This window comes from Sphingomonas sp. Ag1, assembly GCF_000980895.1.
In the GTDB taxonomy this organism is placed as follows: Bacteria; Pseudomonadota; Alphaproteobacteria; order Sphingomonadales; family Sphingomonadaceae; genus Sphingomonas; species Sphingomonas panaciterrae.
The window spans coordinates 15,222-31,611 of the sequence record NZ_LAZX01000072.1; the positions used below are offsets into that span (position 1 = coordinate 15,222).

The following is a 16,390-nucleotide window of genomic DNA, read 5'->3' on the forward strand; positions in this document are numbered from 1 at the left end:
AGTTTCGCACCAACTCCTTAGCCGACAGGCTAAGACTGTGTGCGAGCTTTAGGACGCAGAGCGAGCTAGATCGACAGCGCCATGCAGTGGGATGGGCACTGCCATACCTCCCTTGTCAGCCATAGCACTGAGTGCTACATGTTCCTTATGAACGATGCTGTTGAAACCGTGCGGACCTTCAAGACCGCTTGGTTTGCAAAGGCGGCACGTAAGGCGCTCATCAAGGATGATGAGCTGTGCGAGGCCATCCAGGAGGTGATGAAGGGTCAGGCTGACGATCTTGGCGGGGGCGTGTTCAAGAAGCGCCTGAATAAGAACCGGCACCGGAGCATCATCCTCGCCAAGGGACGGCGCCACTGGGTTTATACCTATCTCTTCGCGAAGAAGGATCGGGCCAACATAGATGATCCTGAGTTGAAGGCATTCCGCCAGCTCGCCGAGCTTTATGATCGAAAGACAGACGACGAGATTGAGCGGGAGCTGACGGCAAAGGAATTGGTGGAGATATGCAATGACGGCAACGCGTAAGTTCAAGAGCGATGCGTTTGAGGCGATCCACAGCGCCGCCTCGGGCATGTATCGGGTCGGCACGATCGACAAGGCTACCATGCGTGACTTCGACGAATCCTGTTTGGCCGTGCCACCGGTCATCGCGCCTGCTGACATCAAGCAGCTCCGCGAAACCAACAAGGTGAGCCAACCGGTGTTCGCCCGCTATCTCAACACCAGCGAAAGCACGGTTGAGAAGTGGGAAACAGGCGCGAAAAAGCCCAGTGGGGCGGCGCTCAAGCTTCTGTCGATCGTCCAGAAGCATGGGCTGCAAATTCTGGCGTAGGGCAGGTTATGAGCGCCCAGCTGATAAGGGATCGTGCCGATTTGGCCCCTCTCATCGCCGTCTCTGGTGGTGGTTCGCATTACGTTTACCTGCTGCGGACGGGGAACCAAAGTTTGGTGGCTTAGGCACGCCGTTCGAGCGCACCTCGGTCATCGTCACGACGAACCTCGCCTTTGGCGAGTGGCCGACCGTCTTCGGCGACCCCAAGATGACCACCGCGCTGCTCGACCGCATTACCCACCACTGCGACATCGTCGAGACCGGCAACGACAGCTGGCGCTTCAAGCACCGCAGCTGACGCCTGGGGCACCTCGCAGAGAACGCTTCGCGCTGGTTGCGCCTCCGGTCGGGCTACGCCCGCCCTACGCCACAACCAGCGCGAACGGCGCGCTCGTCATACCCGTCACACTGCTCGACGAAGGGGGTCCCTTTTGGACGCCGATTGACAGGCCCGAGAGAACCGCTTTCTCGGACAAGCATTTTTGGGAAGATATACACGGTCGCTGAAGCCAATCCCGGGGTCACTGGTGAGGAGCTGATTGGCCTGCTGAGCGCCGTGGATTCTACCAGAAACAAATCCGCGTACACGCAGGGAGGGCAAGTTTCAGCATCGTGGCTGGTGGGCTACATCGAAGGCGGATATTTCCGCAGTGACCGCCAACACCTTCAAGATTATCAAGAGCAATAACTGCGGCCACGTGCATAGCGTCGCCTAGATTAGCACGCGCTCCACCTCGTCCAGCGTCACGTCGTCTGGGCGGCGATCATAGAGCTGGGTAGTGCGCGTGGAGGCATGGTTCGCCATCGTTGCGGCGCGCTCCAGCGTCCGCCATTTTTCAGATAGGCAGTGATCCCGGTCGCGTGGAAAGAGTGGTTGCCGATCGCCGTCTCGATGCCAGCCGCAGCCGCACGTCGGCGCACCATCTGAAAGGCATTGGCCTGGGGGAGGGGGGTATCGCTTAATCGCTTAGTCCCACGTGCAATCGTACGGAAAAGTGACCCCTTCCTATCCTCGCGCAGCTCACATCCATCGAGATAGGCGGCCAGATATTCCTCCAGATTATGGTGACACGGCATTTCGTGGCGTTTGCCACCTTTCTCGTGCAGCCGCACCCAGAGGCGCCGATTCTGCACGAACACGTCCTCCACGCGCATCGCCAGCGTCGCGCCGATCCGTGCGAACGAATAGACCATCAGCCCGATCAGCGCCCGATCGCGTCCAGTAGTCGCCGTGCCTCTTCGGGGGCCAGCACTGGTGTCTTGCCGCGCCGGACGCTGTGCGTCGGCCCCCGCACGGACGCGGCCGGGTTCATCGGCAAGACTTGGCCTGTGACCAGCCAATCGAACAGATGACGCACGCCTGCGAGCCGCTGCTTAGCCGATGACGCTTGCCAGTCCTTCCGGTCCTGTTACTTTCTCGAAAGCGGCCTGCTGCTCCTCACTGAGCACCAGACCGGGGCTCCCGGCGAAGAACTCCCTTTCTGCCACCACAGACGTCGGGAGCCCGTGCATCCGCTGCCTGGCAAGCTCGTCCCCCGCCCGCTCAAGCCGCGCCTCAGTCGCGATCATGTCGCGGGACGTGAAGCGGTCCTGGTCCCGCCCGTCCTTGCCCAGCGCCACCAGCTCGGGACTGGCGCGCACCGCCGCCATCACCCGGTCGAACTGCTCCTTGCCATCGCTGTGCCGGTGGACGAACATCGCCAGGTCACGGGTGGTGAAGGTCGATTGCTGCCGCGTGATCCCGTCGAGCGCAATGCGCGGGTCGGGTCGACCATCGCTCCTATGCCGACCAGGGCATCGAGCTTGAGCCGCAGCACAAGATCGGGTCGGCGGGCATGCGCCGCCTCGACCGCGGTGAGGATGCCGAACGCGCGGACGATCATCTGCGGATCGCGCGCGAGAACGGCGAGAAGATCGCGGCTGACCTTCCAATCCCAGCTCGGCCATGCGCTCATTCACATGAGCCGCCCATGCCTCACGCCAGCTCTTCAGATGCTCATTGCTGTTCCAGTCGCGGTTCTTCTTGCCGAACCCACCTCGCGCATCGACAGCATGACATGCGCGTGCCCACGACAATTTAAGTTCGATCTAGACTGCGAATACGGCTGCCTGACTCAGCAGGTCATAGGACGTGGTTCTAAGCGTCCGCGGAAGATCGTTGACCCCCTGCTCCCGCATCCGGTTGAGTGTCGAGGCGGCCCATATGAGAATATCGGCGTCCCATATCGTCGCGATACCGTATGCCGGGATCGCCTCGATCTTGACCCACGTTTTCGTCGTCCGGACTGCTATATTCGATCGGCTTCACCCGCTTGCGCTTCTGAAGCGAGAAGAACGGCCGCTCCATCGTCTCCCGCTGATCCTTGAGCGGCGAGGCCGGGGGAGGGCAGGGTGGCGAGGCGCGCAAGCGCCGCTTCGGCACGGCGAAGCAATGCCCCGAAGCTTTCCGTACCCTCGCCGTCGCAATAGGCGGGATCGGCGTCGGTCCAGTAGCGCTCCAGATGGGGCATTCGCTCGCTGCTGCGTGTGCCGTTCCGCCGGGAGGGGTGGAGATAGAAACTCCTCAATCGGCCACACCTCCACCGGGACGGTCGGAAAGCGCTGGATCGTCGCTTGGGCCGTCTGCCGGGTGCGAAGATAGGGAGAGGTCACGATCAGGCTGGGCGTCTCGGTCCAAGCCCGCGCTACCTCCCGCACCTGACGCCATCCCAGCTCGGTCAGCTCGATAGATTACCTATTACAACACCCAGCGTCCGCACTCGAGCCTTGCTGGCAGAACGCCGGCCGAGGCCTATCGACGGAACGGGCTATCAGATCATGGGGGGCATGCCCCCCATGATCTGATGATCAAGCAGGCGGCATAAACGACAACCGGGTTTAGCTTAACTCAGCCGCCAAACTGTCCAAGAAGGCGGGATCCGACCACGGCCAAGCGCGTTGAGGCCTTCGGACTAGTTCCCGACGGTTGGATCAGCCGTGTGATGGAGAGAATTATGCGCGCACTATGCTGGCACGGTAAGGGCGACGTTCGCGTCGACACCGTCGCGGATCCCGAAATCAAGCACCCGCGCGATGCCATCATCAAGGTCACGGCATGCGCCATTTGCGGTTCCGACCTTCACCTGCTCGATGGATACCAGCCTACGATGGAGGCAGGTGACATCCTCGGCCACGAAAATATGGGCGAGGTCGTGGCGCTTGGCTCCGAGGTGACGAACCTGAAGATCGGCGACCGTGTCGTCGTACCCTTCACGATCAGCTGCGGCGATTGCTGGTTCTGCAAGAAAGGCCTGTTCGCCGCTTGCGACCGGACGAATCCGAACGCCGAGATGGCAGCCAAGGCGATGGGCCATTCGCCCGCAGGGCTGTTCGGCTTCAGCCACATGCTGGGCGGCTACTGCGGCGGTCAGGCGGAATATCTGCGCGTGCCGATGGCCGACTTTGGTCCGATCAAGATCCCCGACAACGTCACGGACGAGCAGGCGCTGTTTCTGTCCGACATATTTCCGACCGGCTACATGGCCGCCGAGAACGCACAGATCGAGCCCGGCGACACCGTCGCGGTCTGGGGCTGCGGACCGGTCGGCCAGTTCGCCATCCGCTCGGCCCTGATGATGGGCGCGGGCCGAGTGATCGCGATCGACGAGGTGCCCGAGCGGCTCGCCATGGCCGAGGCGGGCGGCGCCGAGACGATCAACTTCGCCGAGACCGATGTCTATGACGAGTTGCAGGCGCGGACCAAGGGACGTGGCCCGGACAGCTGCATAGATGCGGTCGGCTGCGAGGCCTCAGCTCATGGCGCGGCCGATGCGGTGATGGACAAGGTTAAGGCGAGCATGATGCTCGCCACTGATCGGGTGCATGTGCTGCGCCAAGCCATCATGAATTGTCGCAAGGGAGGCACGGTGTCCGTCCCTGGCGTATATGTCGGCATGGCCGACAAGCTGCCACTCGGGGCGGCAATGAACAAGGGACTGACGATCAAGCTCGGTCAGACCCACGTCCAGCGCTACACCAAGCCGTTGCTGGAGAAGATCGTAACCGGTGCAATCGATCCCAGTTTCGTGATTACCCACCCGGCAAGCCTCGAGGACGCGCCGGAAATGTACGCCAGGTTTCGGGACAAGGAGGCAGGCGTCATTAAGGTGGTCATGCGCCCGCACGGCTGACGTGCGGATCTGTTCTGTCCCCACCGAGTGGGACCGATTGGTTAAACAGCGGTGCTATGCCGGCCGCCACCCGGTTCAGCCAGCTTTCGCGATTGTCCTGCTCCATGTCCTGCTCCCTTCAAATCGCCCTCGGGGCGATGGCCTCGGCCATCGGCCCTGCCTCGTGGCGAACAGCAGGGGGTGAGGGGGCAGCGGGAATCTGCCGGGGTGGTGCGGGCGCAGGCACAGCCGAGCCACGGCCCGGCTGATTGCCGTTGCTGGGAGAGGGGGGCAGCGCCCCACTTTCCTCTTGGCGAGTATCTTCGCCGGCATCGCCGGCGACCATCTGGCGGGCAGGCCCGCCCACGCGAGCGATCGTCACCCGGCAGGTACGAGACGACGGCACGGCGGCTCGGTCGGAGCGCGAGCCGAAATAGAGCGCGGTCCCGCAGGGACGCGCCGCCATGTAACTATTCCCTAGCGCTTGGGTTTCTGGTAGGATCGGCCATGCCTGCCGTTCTGCGCATAGACGGCCTGCGGGTCGTGATCTGGCCAAACGATCATCGGCCGGCGCACGTCCATGTAAAGGGCGCGGACGGTGAGGCGGTGTTCAACCTGCATTGCCCCGGCGGTCCGCCGGAGCTGCGCGAGAGCTACGGGTTCAGACTGGCCGACCTGAATTACATCGCCGAGCCTTGGCGGCCGCGATCGCCGCCCTGTGCGCGGAATGGAGGACGATACATGGCGATTACTGAGCGCGATCTGGCGAAGGCGGAAAAGCGCATGGCGGCGCAGCGCGAGGCCGGTCATGCCGTATCGGCGCGCTATGATCGCCGGCGTTCGCGGGTGGTCGTAGCACTCAACACCGGCGTCGAACTGACCTTTCCGACCCAGCTCGCGGAAGGGTTGGCGGGTGCCTCGCCCGACAACCTGGCCGAAATCGAGATCAGCCCCGCCGGGCTCGGTCTGCACTGGCCCAGGCTCGACGCGGACCTTTATGTGCCCGCCCTCCTGCAGGGCGTGTTCGGATCGAAGCGATGGATGGCCCGCCAGCTCGGTGCCGAAGGGGGACGGTCGCGCACCGCCGCCAAGGTTGCCGCTTCACGCGAGAATGGCCGCAAGGGCGGACGGCCTCGGAAAACCATGGCTGCCAGAGCCTCATGAACCAACAGCGCCTAGCAACTCGAGCGCTCAATATATTAGTAGCTTAGTCGCTTAGCAGGTGTGTCGCAGTCTTGGGCATTATTAGGTCGATACGATCGACAAGGCTACCCTCTGGAGATTCCATGCAGTCACGTCTGATCGCCATCATGGCAATCCTCCTGCTAAGCTCGACGGCTGTTTCAGCCGGTGCACAAAGCCCGAAACTAATGATGGATTGCCACGAGATGGATGGCGGCAGTCCCAGCCTTCACGCGAGTTTTTACGAGGTTCGGGGTAACGACCTCCTCCGCCATGGGCGGACGAAAATCGTGAAGATCTCTACCGCCGGAAAGATGCTGTTCCTGAGCCGCACCCAGGACGACAAAGGACCAGAGGACGCTTTCGCTACCCATGTGAGGAACGGTCATGTCGTCGTTCGCACGGTATATTGGCAGCGTGCCGGTCAAAAGAGGCGCAAGGCCTTTCACGACACCTACGACTTTCGCGCCAAAACGATCATTGGTTCAACCGGTGGTGGTGACACTTGCCACCATGATGCATGGAAGGGTGACGAGGAAGGATGAACCGCATCCTCGTAGCTGCGGCGTTGTTGCTGCCCTTGTCCGGCTGTTGGACGGGCGCGCCATGGTTCACCGCGTCAGACGCTGTGAACGTCATTCCTGATGGTCGCTACAGGATTGAGGCAGAAGGCGAGACGGCCGAAACGGGCGAAATAGTGGGTATCTCACGACAGCCTGACGGCTCTCTCCGATTGGATGGTCCCCAGATGCCGGTCCGAGCAATCGTGGCGCGCCTGAACCAGGATGCAAAGGATCATCGGTATATCATTCAGCTTGAAGGCCCCGTGCTAGGTGCTGGCAACGCGCTCTTCCTGCTGCTGGACAACCGGGATCGCCGTTACCGGGTGTCCGTGCTTCGCTGCGGCGGCGAAGTTGCAGAGGTTGTGCGTCGCTCTGGAGGCTCGATCAGCCGAAACCCTCAATCGGCGACCACCTGCGAGTTCCAAGACCGAAACACGCTTATTGGACAACTACGACTGCAAGCTCAGGAAGACGGAGGTTTCGATATCGAGCTGAAGAGAACCATTGAGTAGGAAGGTTTCTCAGAACTTGGCGTTGAATGGCTGAGCCATGTGGAGATAGGAATGATCAAGCACATAGTTCTGGCAGGGATTGCAGGGCCATTGTTGTGCACGGCGACGTCTGCGCTGGCGCAGCAACCAACATCTATCGGCTCGGCCGCCGCGCAACGGCCGCTTACGCTTGCTGAACGTCAGGCTGCATGGAAGGCTAACAAAGCGGAGTATCGCCGTCGTCTCGTGAACGACGGCCAGCGAAGTGCTGACCGCTGGCTCGATCGACAAGCGAGAGCAAAGAGCGGATCAGAAGGTTCAGCAACTGCCCGGCCCCGTGCCACAGGAAAGCGGAACTGCAAAAAGGTACGCTGGGTCAACCGTGCTACGCCGGGTTTCGGGGGCGCCGGGATGACGATGAGCCGGGTTCCCGTCTGCGCGGATTAGCTGCGTGACACATTCGGGCTGCGAAACGGCGGCTCACGACGTAGTGAGCGAGAGCACCTGCTACTTGTCTAAGGGAACCACGCTGATCTGTCCGTCGAGGCGTCTTCATCAGCATGGCGGTCTTGAGATTACCGCTCTTCTCCACCGCTTGCAGCGCTGCAACGCCCGGTGGGACGAGTCGGGTCAGTTCCTGAAAGGCTCGGGCCAAGCGCGCTTGATTAGATCCGACTGCTCGCGCTGACGTTCGATCATGCCATAGAGGGGACCCTTGGCCCTAAACCCAAGGAATTTGTCACGAAGGGCGTTCTCCCAAATTCACAGCGTAACGCTCAGCCCTCGTTCCCACCGATAGTGTCCTGCCGGTGCGCCCGGTAGAACTCAACATGGAAGCAGGCCGAGCCGAGCGGTGCGATATGATGCAGAATGGTGGGCTCGACGATCCCTGGCTCCATTTCAGGCGTGAGCACCGTCTCGAATGGCTCTCGCCGGGGATCCGTCACCCGGTAGCTCAGGCTGCCGCTCTCCACCTTGATGAGACCCCACACTCCCGGTTTGGTCGAATGATCGTTGAGCAGTCCCTTGGGAACCGTGTCTTGGGTGAAGGTGTCCGTTCGCTTGTAGCATTCCAGCCCCTCTGGAAGGCTGGTGGCGGCAGCGCTCATGCCTCCTCGGCTTCGTAAAGCTCTACCTCCCGGTTGATGAGAATATCCGCCAGGAACCAGTAGGCCTCGCCCCACGCGTTCAGAATGTCGTCGGTTGCAGCCTCGCCCAGTACGTCACGAATCGCCGGCAGGAGCGCGTTGGCGACCGCAGGATAGTGTTCGGACTTGATATGGGTCTCGACATGGCGCGCGGCGATGCGTTCGATCGCAGGCTTCAATGCGTCCAGCTTATCGACATTCTGCGCAAAGGCGAGGATCGCCGCGGCAAGCCGCTTCGGCTGAGCGCCGGACTCGTGAGCCGCCATGTCGAACAAAGCCTTGATCTCGGGATCGACGAACAAGCGCTGGTACATGCGCGTGGTGATATCCACGCCATGCTGCTGGAGCGCCGGAGCCGTCGCTTTGACCAACGCCATCGTTTCGGGGGAGAGTGGCTTTGACATACTGAGAGGCTCCGGATTGCAAGCTTAGCGAAAAACGCTCGGTGGGCGAGGCAGGTTTCGGACTGGACCGATCCTCACCTTTGCCGATGACCTTATGTATCACGAGTTGCCGCGCCAGTCGCGAATGTCCTGAGTTTCGCGACAGCGCCCTCAACGCTCGTATTCTCTCGTACGCTGGCGTCGCAAAAGTCGATAGCATAATATTTGTTTTCTGATACAGTTTTGCGACATGCTGATCGGCTACGCCCGTGTGTCCACTGATGACCAAGATCTCCGGTTGCAACGCGCCGCGTTAAAGGAGGCGGGGTGCAAGCGGACGTTCGAGGAAAAGGTGTCGGGCGCGAAGCGTGACCGGCCCGAGTTGGCCAAAATGATCGAGCAGCTGCGCGACGATGACACGGTGGTGGTGACGCGGCTCGACCGGCTGGCACGCTCCACTCGCGACCTGCTCGACATTGCCGAGAAGCTGAAGGAGGTCGGCGCCGGCCTGCGCTCGCTGGCCGAGCCTTGGGCGGATACGACCTCGCCTGCGGGTCGCATGGTGCTGACCGTGTTCGCCGGCATCGCCGAGTTCGAGCGCGAGCTGATCCACCAGCGCACCAGCAGCGGGCGGGTCGCGGCGAAGGCGAGGGGGGTCCGGTTCGGCCGCCCGCCCAAGCTCACCCCCGATCAGATTGCCCTTGGCGAATGGTTGGTGAGCGAGGGCACGTCGGTGCGGGAAGCGGCCAAGCTCCTCAAGTGTCACCATGCCACGCTCTACCGGGCGCTGACCGCCGCAGCATTGACCCCGTGATGCTGACCACCCCGCAGCCCGACGCGCCGGAGGGGGAGGCCTGATGCCGATCCGTCCCGAACATGTGTTCCTGTATCCGATCGACTGGCCCCAGCTCTCGCATCATGTGCGCTTCGTGCGGGCAGGGGGATGCTGCGAGCATTGCGGGCGCCCCCATGGGCAAAAAGTATTCCATATGCGGGATGGACGATGGTGGGACCGGAAGCGGCATTGCTGGCGCGATGGCCAAGGTCGACGCGTGCGACGGCCGACAGAGGACATCCTGGTGCACGGTGCGTGGACGCCGGTGGTGCTGGCCTGTGCGCACCTTAACCACGACCCTAGCGACAGCACGCTCCACCAGCTGGCGGCACTGTGCCAGCGGTGTCACATGATCCACGATGGCCCGGAGCATCGGCGCCGGCGCTGGATGAATGCGCACTATCGACGCGCTCTTGGCGACTTGTTCTACGGACCTTATCCCGTGTTGGGCGCCGACTGGATCACGCCCACCCCGCTCAGCATGCTCGATGGTAGCTCATCGATTCATGCTTGGATTCGGTGAAGAACGGCCAGATCGTAGCTGCTGCAAGGGGCCGCCCCAAAAACGGGCTAGTCGTTATTGCTTTGTTGGGTTTTCGCTCATATCTCGGGGTTAATCGAACCCGCCAGGCCTCTGCCCGCAAGGGTATGCACACTTGGCGGGTCTTTTTTTGCCCTGCTAAGCGGGATGGGTGCCACGCCCCTTCACAAAACCCGCGACGACGATCGCGCAGCAGCTCCAACACCTCCAGGCCGAAGGCATGGCAATCCCCGACGTGGTGCGGGCCGAGCACTGGTTACGCCATGTCAGCTACTACCGCCTGAGCGCCTACTGGCTGCCCTTCGAATATCCTAAGGGCACTTCTGGCGCCCGTTTCTTGCCGGGCACCAGCTTCGATACCGTCACCGCCCTGTACGATTTTGACCGCCGCCTTCGGCTGCTAGTGCTCGATGCAATCGAACGGATCGAAGTCGCTGTACGGGGTAGCTGGGCGTACGAGCTGGCGCAGCGGTTTGGACCCCACGGCTACCTGGATGCAGCGCTCTACTATCATCCGGGTAAGTACCACGACAACCTGACCCGCCTAACCAACGACGTGGCGAGCTCGCCCGAGACGTACATCGATCATTATCGTCGGACCTACAGCACTCCGGCAATGCCGCCGGTGTGGATGGTGGCGGAGATGATGTCGTTCGGGCAGCTCTCTCGATGGTATGCGCTGCTCGACGATCGGGGGTTGCGTAACGCCATAGCCAAACCCCTCGGGCTCCCTGAAGCGGTGCTCGTGCCGCTCCTGAAGCATCTCTCCACGATCCGAAACAGCTGCGCGCATCATGCCCGGCTTTGGAACCGCGGCTTTTTGCTGCGCATGCGGGTGCCCTTCAAACCGGCCGCCCTCGTCAGCACACTTGAGCCGCCCGCAGCCCGTGCTCCAGCCCAGCTCTATAACGCCCTGGTCCTCATCGTTTACCTGCTGAGACAGGTCGCTCCGACATCAGCCTGGCGGGATGAGCTGGTGACGTTGCTCGCTCAGCATCCGACCGGCGATCTAGCCGCAATGGGTTTCCCTCAGAACTGGGCAGCTAGGCCCCTGTGGCTTTGAAGCTTTCCTCGGCCCCTAGCGCCCAAACCCTCCGGCTGTGACGCAGCATGCTCCGGCGCCAACTGCTCATCAGCAATCATGGTCGGTGACCCTAGCTCGTCGGGACGGCATTGCAAACGTGACGACGTTGTTCCCACGAGGGCGACAGGCAGAAAGGTAGACCTTTTTACCTCAGTCCGTCGCACGTCCATATTACGACATACGGTTTTGACACTGCCAAATACGCGAAAATGCGAGGTCGCGTAGCCCGGTCGAAACCGGACGGTTGTGACACCGGCCCTTATCAATGCGTGCCGCTTTTCGCTCTTTTCGATCTGCATTATATTCGGGATCGCAGGGGCGCTCCCCCACGCCGGGGAACCATGTCCATCTCGACCGCCTTGCTCAACCGACTGCGCGACCTGACCGTCGCACGTCCTCGTCCAAAGCCTCTGCGCTACGGGCTCACGGTTGTGGTCATCGCAATGGTCGCAATCGTACAGGTCGTCCTCTTCGGATCGTCCGCACCCTGGTTCCTCTACACACCGATAGTCGTGCTGCTCGCGCTGTTCCTCGGTCGCGGTCCCGGTGTCCTGGCCACCATCCTGTCCGCGATCGGCGCGGGACTGGTGGTCGCGCGGCCTGATCTGCCGCTGCTGCTTACGCCCGTCCATTGGGGCGCTTCCGTTATTTTTCTGCTGAGCACGCTTGGGCTGGTCCTGCTGGTGGAGGCGCTGCGCACGGCGCTTCTCGATGCCGATAGGCTACGTGACGAACGGGAGAAGGCGTTGGTTGTCACAGCGCAGCGCGAGGCGTTCCTGTCCGGCGTGCTTGGCAGCTCGACCGACTGCATCAAGGTGCTCGATCTCGACGGCAAGCTGACCTTCATGAGCGAGGGCGGCCAGCGCGTCATGGAGATCAGCGACTTCAACGACGTAGCCGGCTGTCCGTGGCCTGACTTCTGGCAGGATGCCGGCAACGCGGAAGCAAAGGCGGCGGTCGAGGCGGCTGGTAGAGGTGAGGCACACAGCTTTATCGGCAAGGCCGACACTTATCAGGGCACGCCCAAATGGTGGCACGTCGCGGTCAGTCCGATCGCGGGTCCGGAGGGGCACCCCGACCGCATCCTGTCTGTCTCGCGCGATATTACCGAGCTGCGCGCCAGCGAGGAGGAGCGCGAGCGTTTCGTCCGGCTGGCGGAGAACAGCGCCGATTTCGTCGGGATGGCACGAACGGACGGCAGCGTGTTCTATATGAACGATGCCGCCAAGCGGCTTGTCGGCCTGGAAGATGCCGCCATCACCCGTCTGACGATCACTGACTTCTTCCCGCCCGAGCAGGTCGAGACGGTCGCGCGCGAGGTTCTGCCCGCGGTGGAGCGCGATGGGCATTGGGCGGGCGAGCTGGACTTCCGGCACTTTCGTACCGGCGAATTAATCCCTGTCCTCTACTCCGTCTTCCCGATCACCGACGCCAGTGGCGCGCTGATCGGCTACGGCACCGTCACCCGCGATTTCCGCGAGCGCCGGCGCGCTGAAGACGGCATGCGGCTGATGAACGGCGAGCTGGCGCACCGCCTCAAGAACGTGCTGGCGGTCGTCCAGTCGGTTGCCTCGCAGACGCTGCGCACCGCGCCTGACACCAAAACGGCCAGCCACAATCTCGGTGCGCGCCTGGAGGCGCTTGGAGCAGCAACCGACGTGCTGACGGGCAGCTCATGGCGTTCGGCCGATCTGCATGAGGTAGCGACGCGCGCGTTGGCGCCACATGGCAGTATCGGCGAGCGCATTCTGCTCGACGGCCCCGCTGTTACTCTGAAGCCTGAGGTGACGGTCGCCTTTGCGCTGGCGCTGCATGAGCTTGCCACCAACGCCGCCAAGTACGGGGCATTAGCGAACGGTGCCGGGACGGTAGTGCTCGAATGGAGTGTCACGGGGGAAGGCAATGACGCGATCCTGTCGATAGCCTGGCGCGAACAAGGCGGACCGCCGGTTTCGCCCCCGACGCGCAAGGGCTTCGGCTCGACCCTGATCGAGCGGTCGCTGCGCTCCTATTTCCGCGGCAAAGCCGCAACCGACTACCGGCCGGAGGGTTTGGTGTTTGAATTGGAAGCGCGGCTTGGAGATGCCGCAACAGTGAACGAGTAGACGGCGTGGGACAGAGCAAGCCGATCGGCAGCAACACCATTCTGATCGTTGAAGGCGAAGCGCTGGTGCGGTTCGACATGACCGCTTTTTTCGAGGAGCGCGATTGGCGCGTGTTCGAGGCGGAGGATGCGGATCAGGCAATGGAGGTTCTCGACCAGCGCACCGACATACGGGTGGTACTGATCGACGCGACCGTCAGCGGTCGCATGGATGGGCTGAAGCTCGCCCACTACGTGCGCGAACGCTTCCCGCCGACGCTATTATTCATCGTGTCCGGTCAGGCCCCGGTGCCGCAAGAGGCATTGCCCCAGCGGGCGACGTTCTTGCCAAAGCCGTTCGATCTTCATCGTGTGATGCGTCAGATCGAACAAAGTCCTGTTACTCCGTAATCACCGCCCTCATTGCGTGCGCCTGGTCGCGTGGGCGGGGTGATGAACAAAGCCTGCCTCTGGTCATTACTCCCGGATGGCTGATGATTTCGATGCTCCTTTCGCGCTCATCGTCGATGACGACGGGATCATCCGCATGGATGCCTGCGACATCCTTTCAGATGCTGGCTTTCGTCCTCTCGAAGCAGAGAATGTCGATGAGCGTACTGGAACAGCACGCCGGCGACATAACCCTGCTCTTCACTGACGTGCAGATGCCGGGCGGACGAGACGGTTTCGACCTAGCCAGAGAAGCCGCGGAACGCTGGCCTGACATTAAAATACTCGTTGCCTCCGGTACGGCTAAGCCCGGTCCCGAAGACCTCCCGCCAAATGCAGTTTTCGTGGGAAAGCCGTTCAGCGCGCCCTGAAACTCCGCCAGTTTGAGCTAGAGTCCGCCTTCGTGAGGAGACGGACGTGAAGAAGACCGGGTTCAGCGAGGAGCAGATCATCGCGGTGCTGCGCGAACAGGAGGACGGGATGAAGACCGCCGACGTGTGCCGCAAACACGGGATCAGCAGCGCCACTCTGTACGCATGGAAGGCCAAGTACGGCGGCATGGACGTGTCGCAGGCGCGCAAGCTGAAGGTGCTGGAGGAGGAGAACGGCCGGCTTAAACGGCTGCTGGCCGACGCCATGCTCGACAATGCGGTTCTGAAGGAAGTCGCGGCAAAAAACTGGTGAGGCCCGCCGCTCAGCGGAAGGCTGTTGGGCATGCTCGGCAGCTGTTCGGCATCAGCGAGCGTCGGGCATGTACCATCTTTGGCGCGGATAGGACGTCGGTGCGCAAGCCCCGCTTCATCCTTGCAAAAGCATGGCCGCAGGGGGTGGGGAGGCTTCGCCGCGGCCACCTTGGAGTGGAAGGGGCTCTTCCTCTCACCAAGGGTGCTTGATCCATCGCCTGGTCACTACAGCTAGCGTAGTAGCAAAAGTAAAACCGAGCGCACCTCCGATCAGGAACGCAGCTGCACTCTCAAAAAAGGACGCGAACATCATTCTAATGTAGTGCTGCCAGCGCGGCCCGAAAGGCCCAGGAGTCACCCGGCTAAATCAGTTCGTCGATCGGCGACCCGTCAGCCGAGCTTCAACAATCAGGCAGGATCGTGAGGCAGGTAGCCCCAAGCTGTTCTGACGCGCGCTGAGATAGCTTGGTCGTTCTGCCACAAGCAGCGATGGCTGGCTTGTGCGCGAAATCTTCCGGATCGTGTGCAGAACCCGGCATGCCAGTCCCGCTCACAAGGCGCAAAAAAATCTCATCCGAGAAGTGAAATGTTGAAATCGCTCATGCGATAGTAGCGGCTCCGCCTATCATTCTCTGTCGCGAACTGCCGAAAGGGCATGTCGTAAAGGGGCGTACCGTTCGCGTTGCGCTTCGCAGCCAGACAAAGTGTTTGTACCCACCCTGAATAACTGGCGCCCTTTTCTATAAAGGCGTGAGTTGAAATAGTCTTGGTTCAGGATCTTCTTGCAGGATGGTACTTCCGCCCTATGATATGTTAACCATCAAGCGAACTTGAACATTCCAAGCTTTGCTGGCAGCGAGGCTACTTTACCAAGAAAGTATGTTGATGATGTCCGAGAATCCCGAACCTGATTTGACAATCGACACCCTTGACCTAGCGGTGCAGCTTACAACCGCGTGGCTTTCCAACCAAAATACGCGAGCCTCGGAGACGCAGGTATTGGATTTTTTGCGGGAAATGCACAGCGCGGTTGAGAAGCTTTTGGACACCAGGGCGCACCAAGAGCCAGCAAAAACAGCGCTTGAACATGTTCCCGCTGTGTCGGTTCGCAAGTCTCTTGCGTCTAAGGATCACATTATTTCATTGATCAACGGCAAGCCCTATAGAACGCTCCGACGCCATCTTGCGATCCACGGCCTAACCCCATCCGAGTACCGAGAGCGTTACGGATTGAAAGCAGATTACCCGATGGTGGCGACGACCTACTCGGAAGCGCGCCGGACCATGGCAAAGAAGATAGGTTTGGGCGGCAAGACAGGCATGACTCGAAAAACCGGTGCCAACGTGGCCAACTCCAGAGACAAATCCGCAAGCGTCAGTTGAGTTCGTTTCGCTCGGATTTCTCCTCAGCCGGGTCTTTACACGGGAAGTCGTCGAGGGGGAGCCGCGAGGCTACGGAGGGAACCTCCGTTAACCTAGCCAGCCGGCCTGATGCCGAAGCGGACGTCACTTATGCGTGTTCAGCCTGTGCCGAACTCCAGGAGGAGCTGGCAGGAAGCTTATTACATGCTGATCGTGCCTAGGAGCCGCATAAAAATGGGCACATCCACCATCGCTAAGACGCTAGCCGCGACGAATTCCTTGATTTTACCTTGGGCGCGACTCGGCTTTAGATGGTATGAGAGTATCAGGAGGTTGCCATGTCCGTAGCCGACACAGACTATTTTCGCTCCCGCGCTGAAGCTGAGTTGAAAATGGCGCGAGCAGCACAAGACCCTGCTGCACTACGTGCGCATTACACCCTTGCTGGACATTACCTCGATCGAGCTTTCAGCAGTGCTGACGGCCACCAGGTGTCCGCCGAGCAGATCAGGGCTGAGCTGCAGCGCCTTCGATCGTGAGCCGAGCGTCGGCCCACTACTCATATTCGGGCCGAATTGACCTGATGGGTTGGACGGCCCCTG

General features: G+C 61.4%; 18 protein-coding genes and 5 pseudogenes. 15 read left to right on the plus strand and 8 right to left on the minus strand.

The window, feature by feature from the left end; genetic code table 11:
• The first annotated feature begins 138 nt into the window (after positions 1-138).
• The 3 genes and pseudogenes from XM50_RS02355 to XM50_RS19910 all read left to right on the plus strand — a co-directional run.
• A complete protein-coding gene (locus XM50_RS02355; RefSeq protein ID WP_231621824.1) occupies positions 139-528 on the plus strand; it encodes a type II toxin-antitoxin system RelE/ParE family toxin in 390 nt (129 codons plus the stop codon).
• On the plus strand, positions 512-835 hold the full coding sequence (locus tag XM50_RS02360; protein ID WP_046407064.1) for a helix-turn-helix domain-containing protein: 324 nt from the start codon (positions 512-514) through the stop codon (positions 833-835). Before XM50_RS02355 ends, XM50_RS02360 begins: the two co-directional genes overlap by 17 nt.
• Before the next feature lie 136 nt (positions 836-971).
• Positions 972-1,133: pseudogene (locus tag XM50_RS19910) on the plus strand (ATP-binding protein); the annotation flags it as partial.
• 414 nt (positions 1,134-1,547) lie between these two features.
• On the opposite strand, the pseudogene XM50_RS02365 reads toward XM50_RS19910, so the two are convergent.
• From XM50_RS02365 to XM50_RS21015, 5 genes and pseudogenes are all read right to left on the minus strand, one after another.
• Positions 1,548-2,223: pseudogene (locus XM50_RS02365) on the minus strand (tyrosine-type recombinase/integrase); the annotation flags it as partial.
• The gene (locus XM50_RS02370) at positions 2,210-2,533 is read right to left on the minus strand and encodes a hypothetical protein (protein WP_082102650.1); all 324 of its coding nucleotides are present in this window, start codon (positions 2,531-2,533) and stop codon (positions 2,210-2,212) included. The pseudogene XM50_RS02365 and the gene XM50_RS02370, both read right to left, overlap by 14 nt.
• The gene (locus tag XM50_RS19915) at positions 2,485-2,790 is read right to left on the minus strand and encodes a hypothetical protein (RefSeq protein ID WP_046407067.1); all 306 of its coding nucleotides are present in this window, start codon (positions 2,788-2,790) and stop codon (positions 2,485-2,487) included. The genes XM50_RS02370 and XM50_RS19915 overlap by 49 nt, the downstream gene beginning before the upstream one ends.
• 160 nt (positions 2,791-2,950) lie before the next feature.
• A pseudogene (locus XM50_RS19405) lies at positions 2,951-3,206 on the minus strand (replication initiator protein A); the annotation flags it as partial.
• A gap of 1 nt (position 3,207) precedes the next feature.
• Positions 3,208-3,565 (minus strand): annotated as a pseudogene (locus XM50_RS21015) (phosphoglycerate mutase family protein); the annotation flags it as partial.
• Positions 3,566-3,828: 263 nt separating this feature from the next.
• On the opposite strand from XM50_RS21015, the gene XM50_RS02380 reads away from it, so the two are divergent.
• From XM50_RS02380 to XM50_RS02395, 4 genes are all read left to right on the plus strand, one after another.
• A complete protein-coding gene (locus XM50_RS02380; RefSeq protein ID WP_046407070.1) occupies positions 3,829-5,004 on the plus strand; it encodes a zinc-dependent alcohol dehydrogenase in 1,176 nt (391 codons plus the stop codon).
• A gap of 486 nt (positions 5,005-5,490) precedes the next feature.
• Positions 5,491-6,147: a DUF2442 domain-containing protein gene (locus XM50_RS20675; protein WP_231621827.1), complete on the plus strand. Its 657-nt coding sequence runs from the start codon at positions 5,491-5,493 to the stop codon at positions 6,145-6,147.
• Between the two features lie 122 nt (positions 6,148-6,269).
• Positions 6,270-6,710, plus strand: coding sequence for a hypothetical protein (locus tag XM50_RS02390; RefSeq protein ID WP_046407072.1), 441 nt, complete (start codon positions 6,270-6,272; stop codon positions 6,708-6,710).
• Positions 6,707-7,240 carry a hypothetical protein gene (locus XM50_RS02395; protein ID WP_046407074.1) on the plus strand — a complete coding sequence of 178 codons (534 nt, stop codon included), beginning with the start codon at positions 6,707-6,709 and terminating at the stop codon, positions 7,238-7,240. Before XM50_RS02390 ends, XM50_RS02395 begins: the two co-directional genes overlap by 4 nt.
• A gap of 755 nt (positions 7,241-7,995) precedes the next feature.
• Here XM50_RS02395 and XM50_RS02400 read toward each other — a convergent pair.
• Both XM50_RS02400 and XM50_RS02405 read right to left on the minus strand, forming a co-directional pair.
• Complete coding sequence (locus XM50_RS02400) at positions 7,996-8,328, minus strand: DUF1971 domain-containing protein (protein WP_046407076.1); 333 nt, start codon at positions 8,326-8,328, stop codon at positions 7,996-7,998.
• Entirely contained in the window at positions 8,325-8,771 is a 447-nt protein-coding gene (locus XM50_RS02405) for a globin domain-containing protein (protein ID WP_046407078.1), read from the minus strand. Before XM50_RS02405 ends, XM50_RS02400 begins: the two co-directional genes overlap by 4 nt.
• Positions 8,772-9,000: 229 nt before the next feature.
• Here XM50_RS02405 and XM50_RS02410 point away from each other — a divergent pair, with 229 nt between their 5' ends.
• From XM50_RS02410 to XM50_RS02445, 8 genes and pseudogenes are all read left to right on the plus strand, one after another.
• Positions 9,001-9,564 (plus strand): recombinase family protein, encoded by a 564-nt coding sequence (locus XM50_RS02410; RefSeq protein WP_046407080.1) that lies wholly within the window; start codon positions 9,001-9,003, stop codon positions 9,562-9,564.
• A 43-nt stretch (positions 9,565-9,607) separates the two neighbouring features.
• Complete coding sequence (locus XM50_RS02415) at positions 9,608-10,108, plus strand: hypothetical protein (protein WP_046407082.1); 501 nt, start codon at positions 9,608-9,610, stop codon at positions 10,106-10,108.
• A 169-nt stretch (positions 10,109-10,277) separates the two neighbouring features.
• Positions 10,278-11,189, plus strand: a complete 912-nt coding sequence (locus tag XM50_RS02420) for an Abi family protein (protein ID WP_046407084.1) — start codon at positions 10,278-10,280, stop codon at positions 11,187-11,189.
• A 533-nt stretch (positions 11,190-11,722) separates the two neighbouring features.
• Positions 11,723-13,315: a sensor histidine kinase gene (locus XM50_RS19070; protein ID WP_331386553.1), complete on the plus strand. Its 1,593-nt coding sequence runs from the start codon at positions 11,723-11,725 to the stop codon at positions 13,313-13,315.
• A gap of 5 nt (positions 13,316-13,320) precedes the next feature.
• On the plus strand, positions 13,321-13,704 hold the full coding sequence (locus XM50_RS02430) for a response regulator (RefSeq protein WP_046407085.1): 384 nt from the start codon (positions 13,321-13,323) through the stop codon (positions 13,702-13,704).
• 76 nt (positions 13,705-13,780) lie between these two features.
• On the plus strand, positions 13,781-13,951 hold the full coding sequence (locus XM50_RS20360; protein WP_197075308.1) for a hypothetical protein: 171 nt from the start codon (positions 13,781-13,783) through the stop codon (positions 13,949-13,951).
• A 209-nt stretch (positions 13,952-14,160) separates the two neighbouring features.
• Positions 14,161-14,531: pseudogene (locus XM50_RS02440) on the plus strand (transposase); the annotation flags it as partial.
• A gap of 780 nt (positions 14,532-15,311) precedes the next feature.
• Entirely contained in the window at positions 15,312-15,809 is a 498-nt protein-coding gene (locus tag XM50_RS02445; RefSeq protein WP_046407105.1) for a MucR family transcriptional regulator, read from the plus strand.
• A 401-nt stretch (positions 15,810-16,210) separates the two neighbouring features.
• On the opposite strand, the gene XM50_RS20680 is transcribed toward XM50_RS02445, so the two are convergent.
• The coding region (locus tag XM50_RS20680) for a hypothetical protein (RefSeq protein ID WP_231621828.1) at positions 16,211-16,390 on the minus strand (180 nt) is incomplete at its 5' end.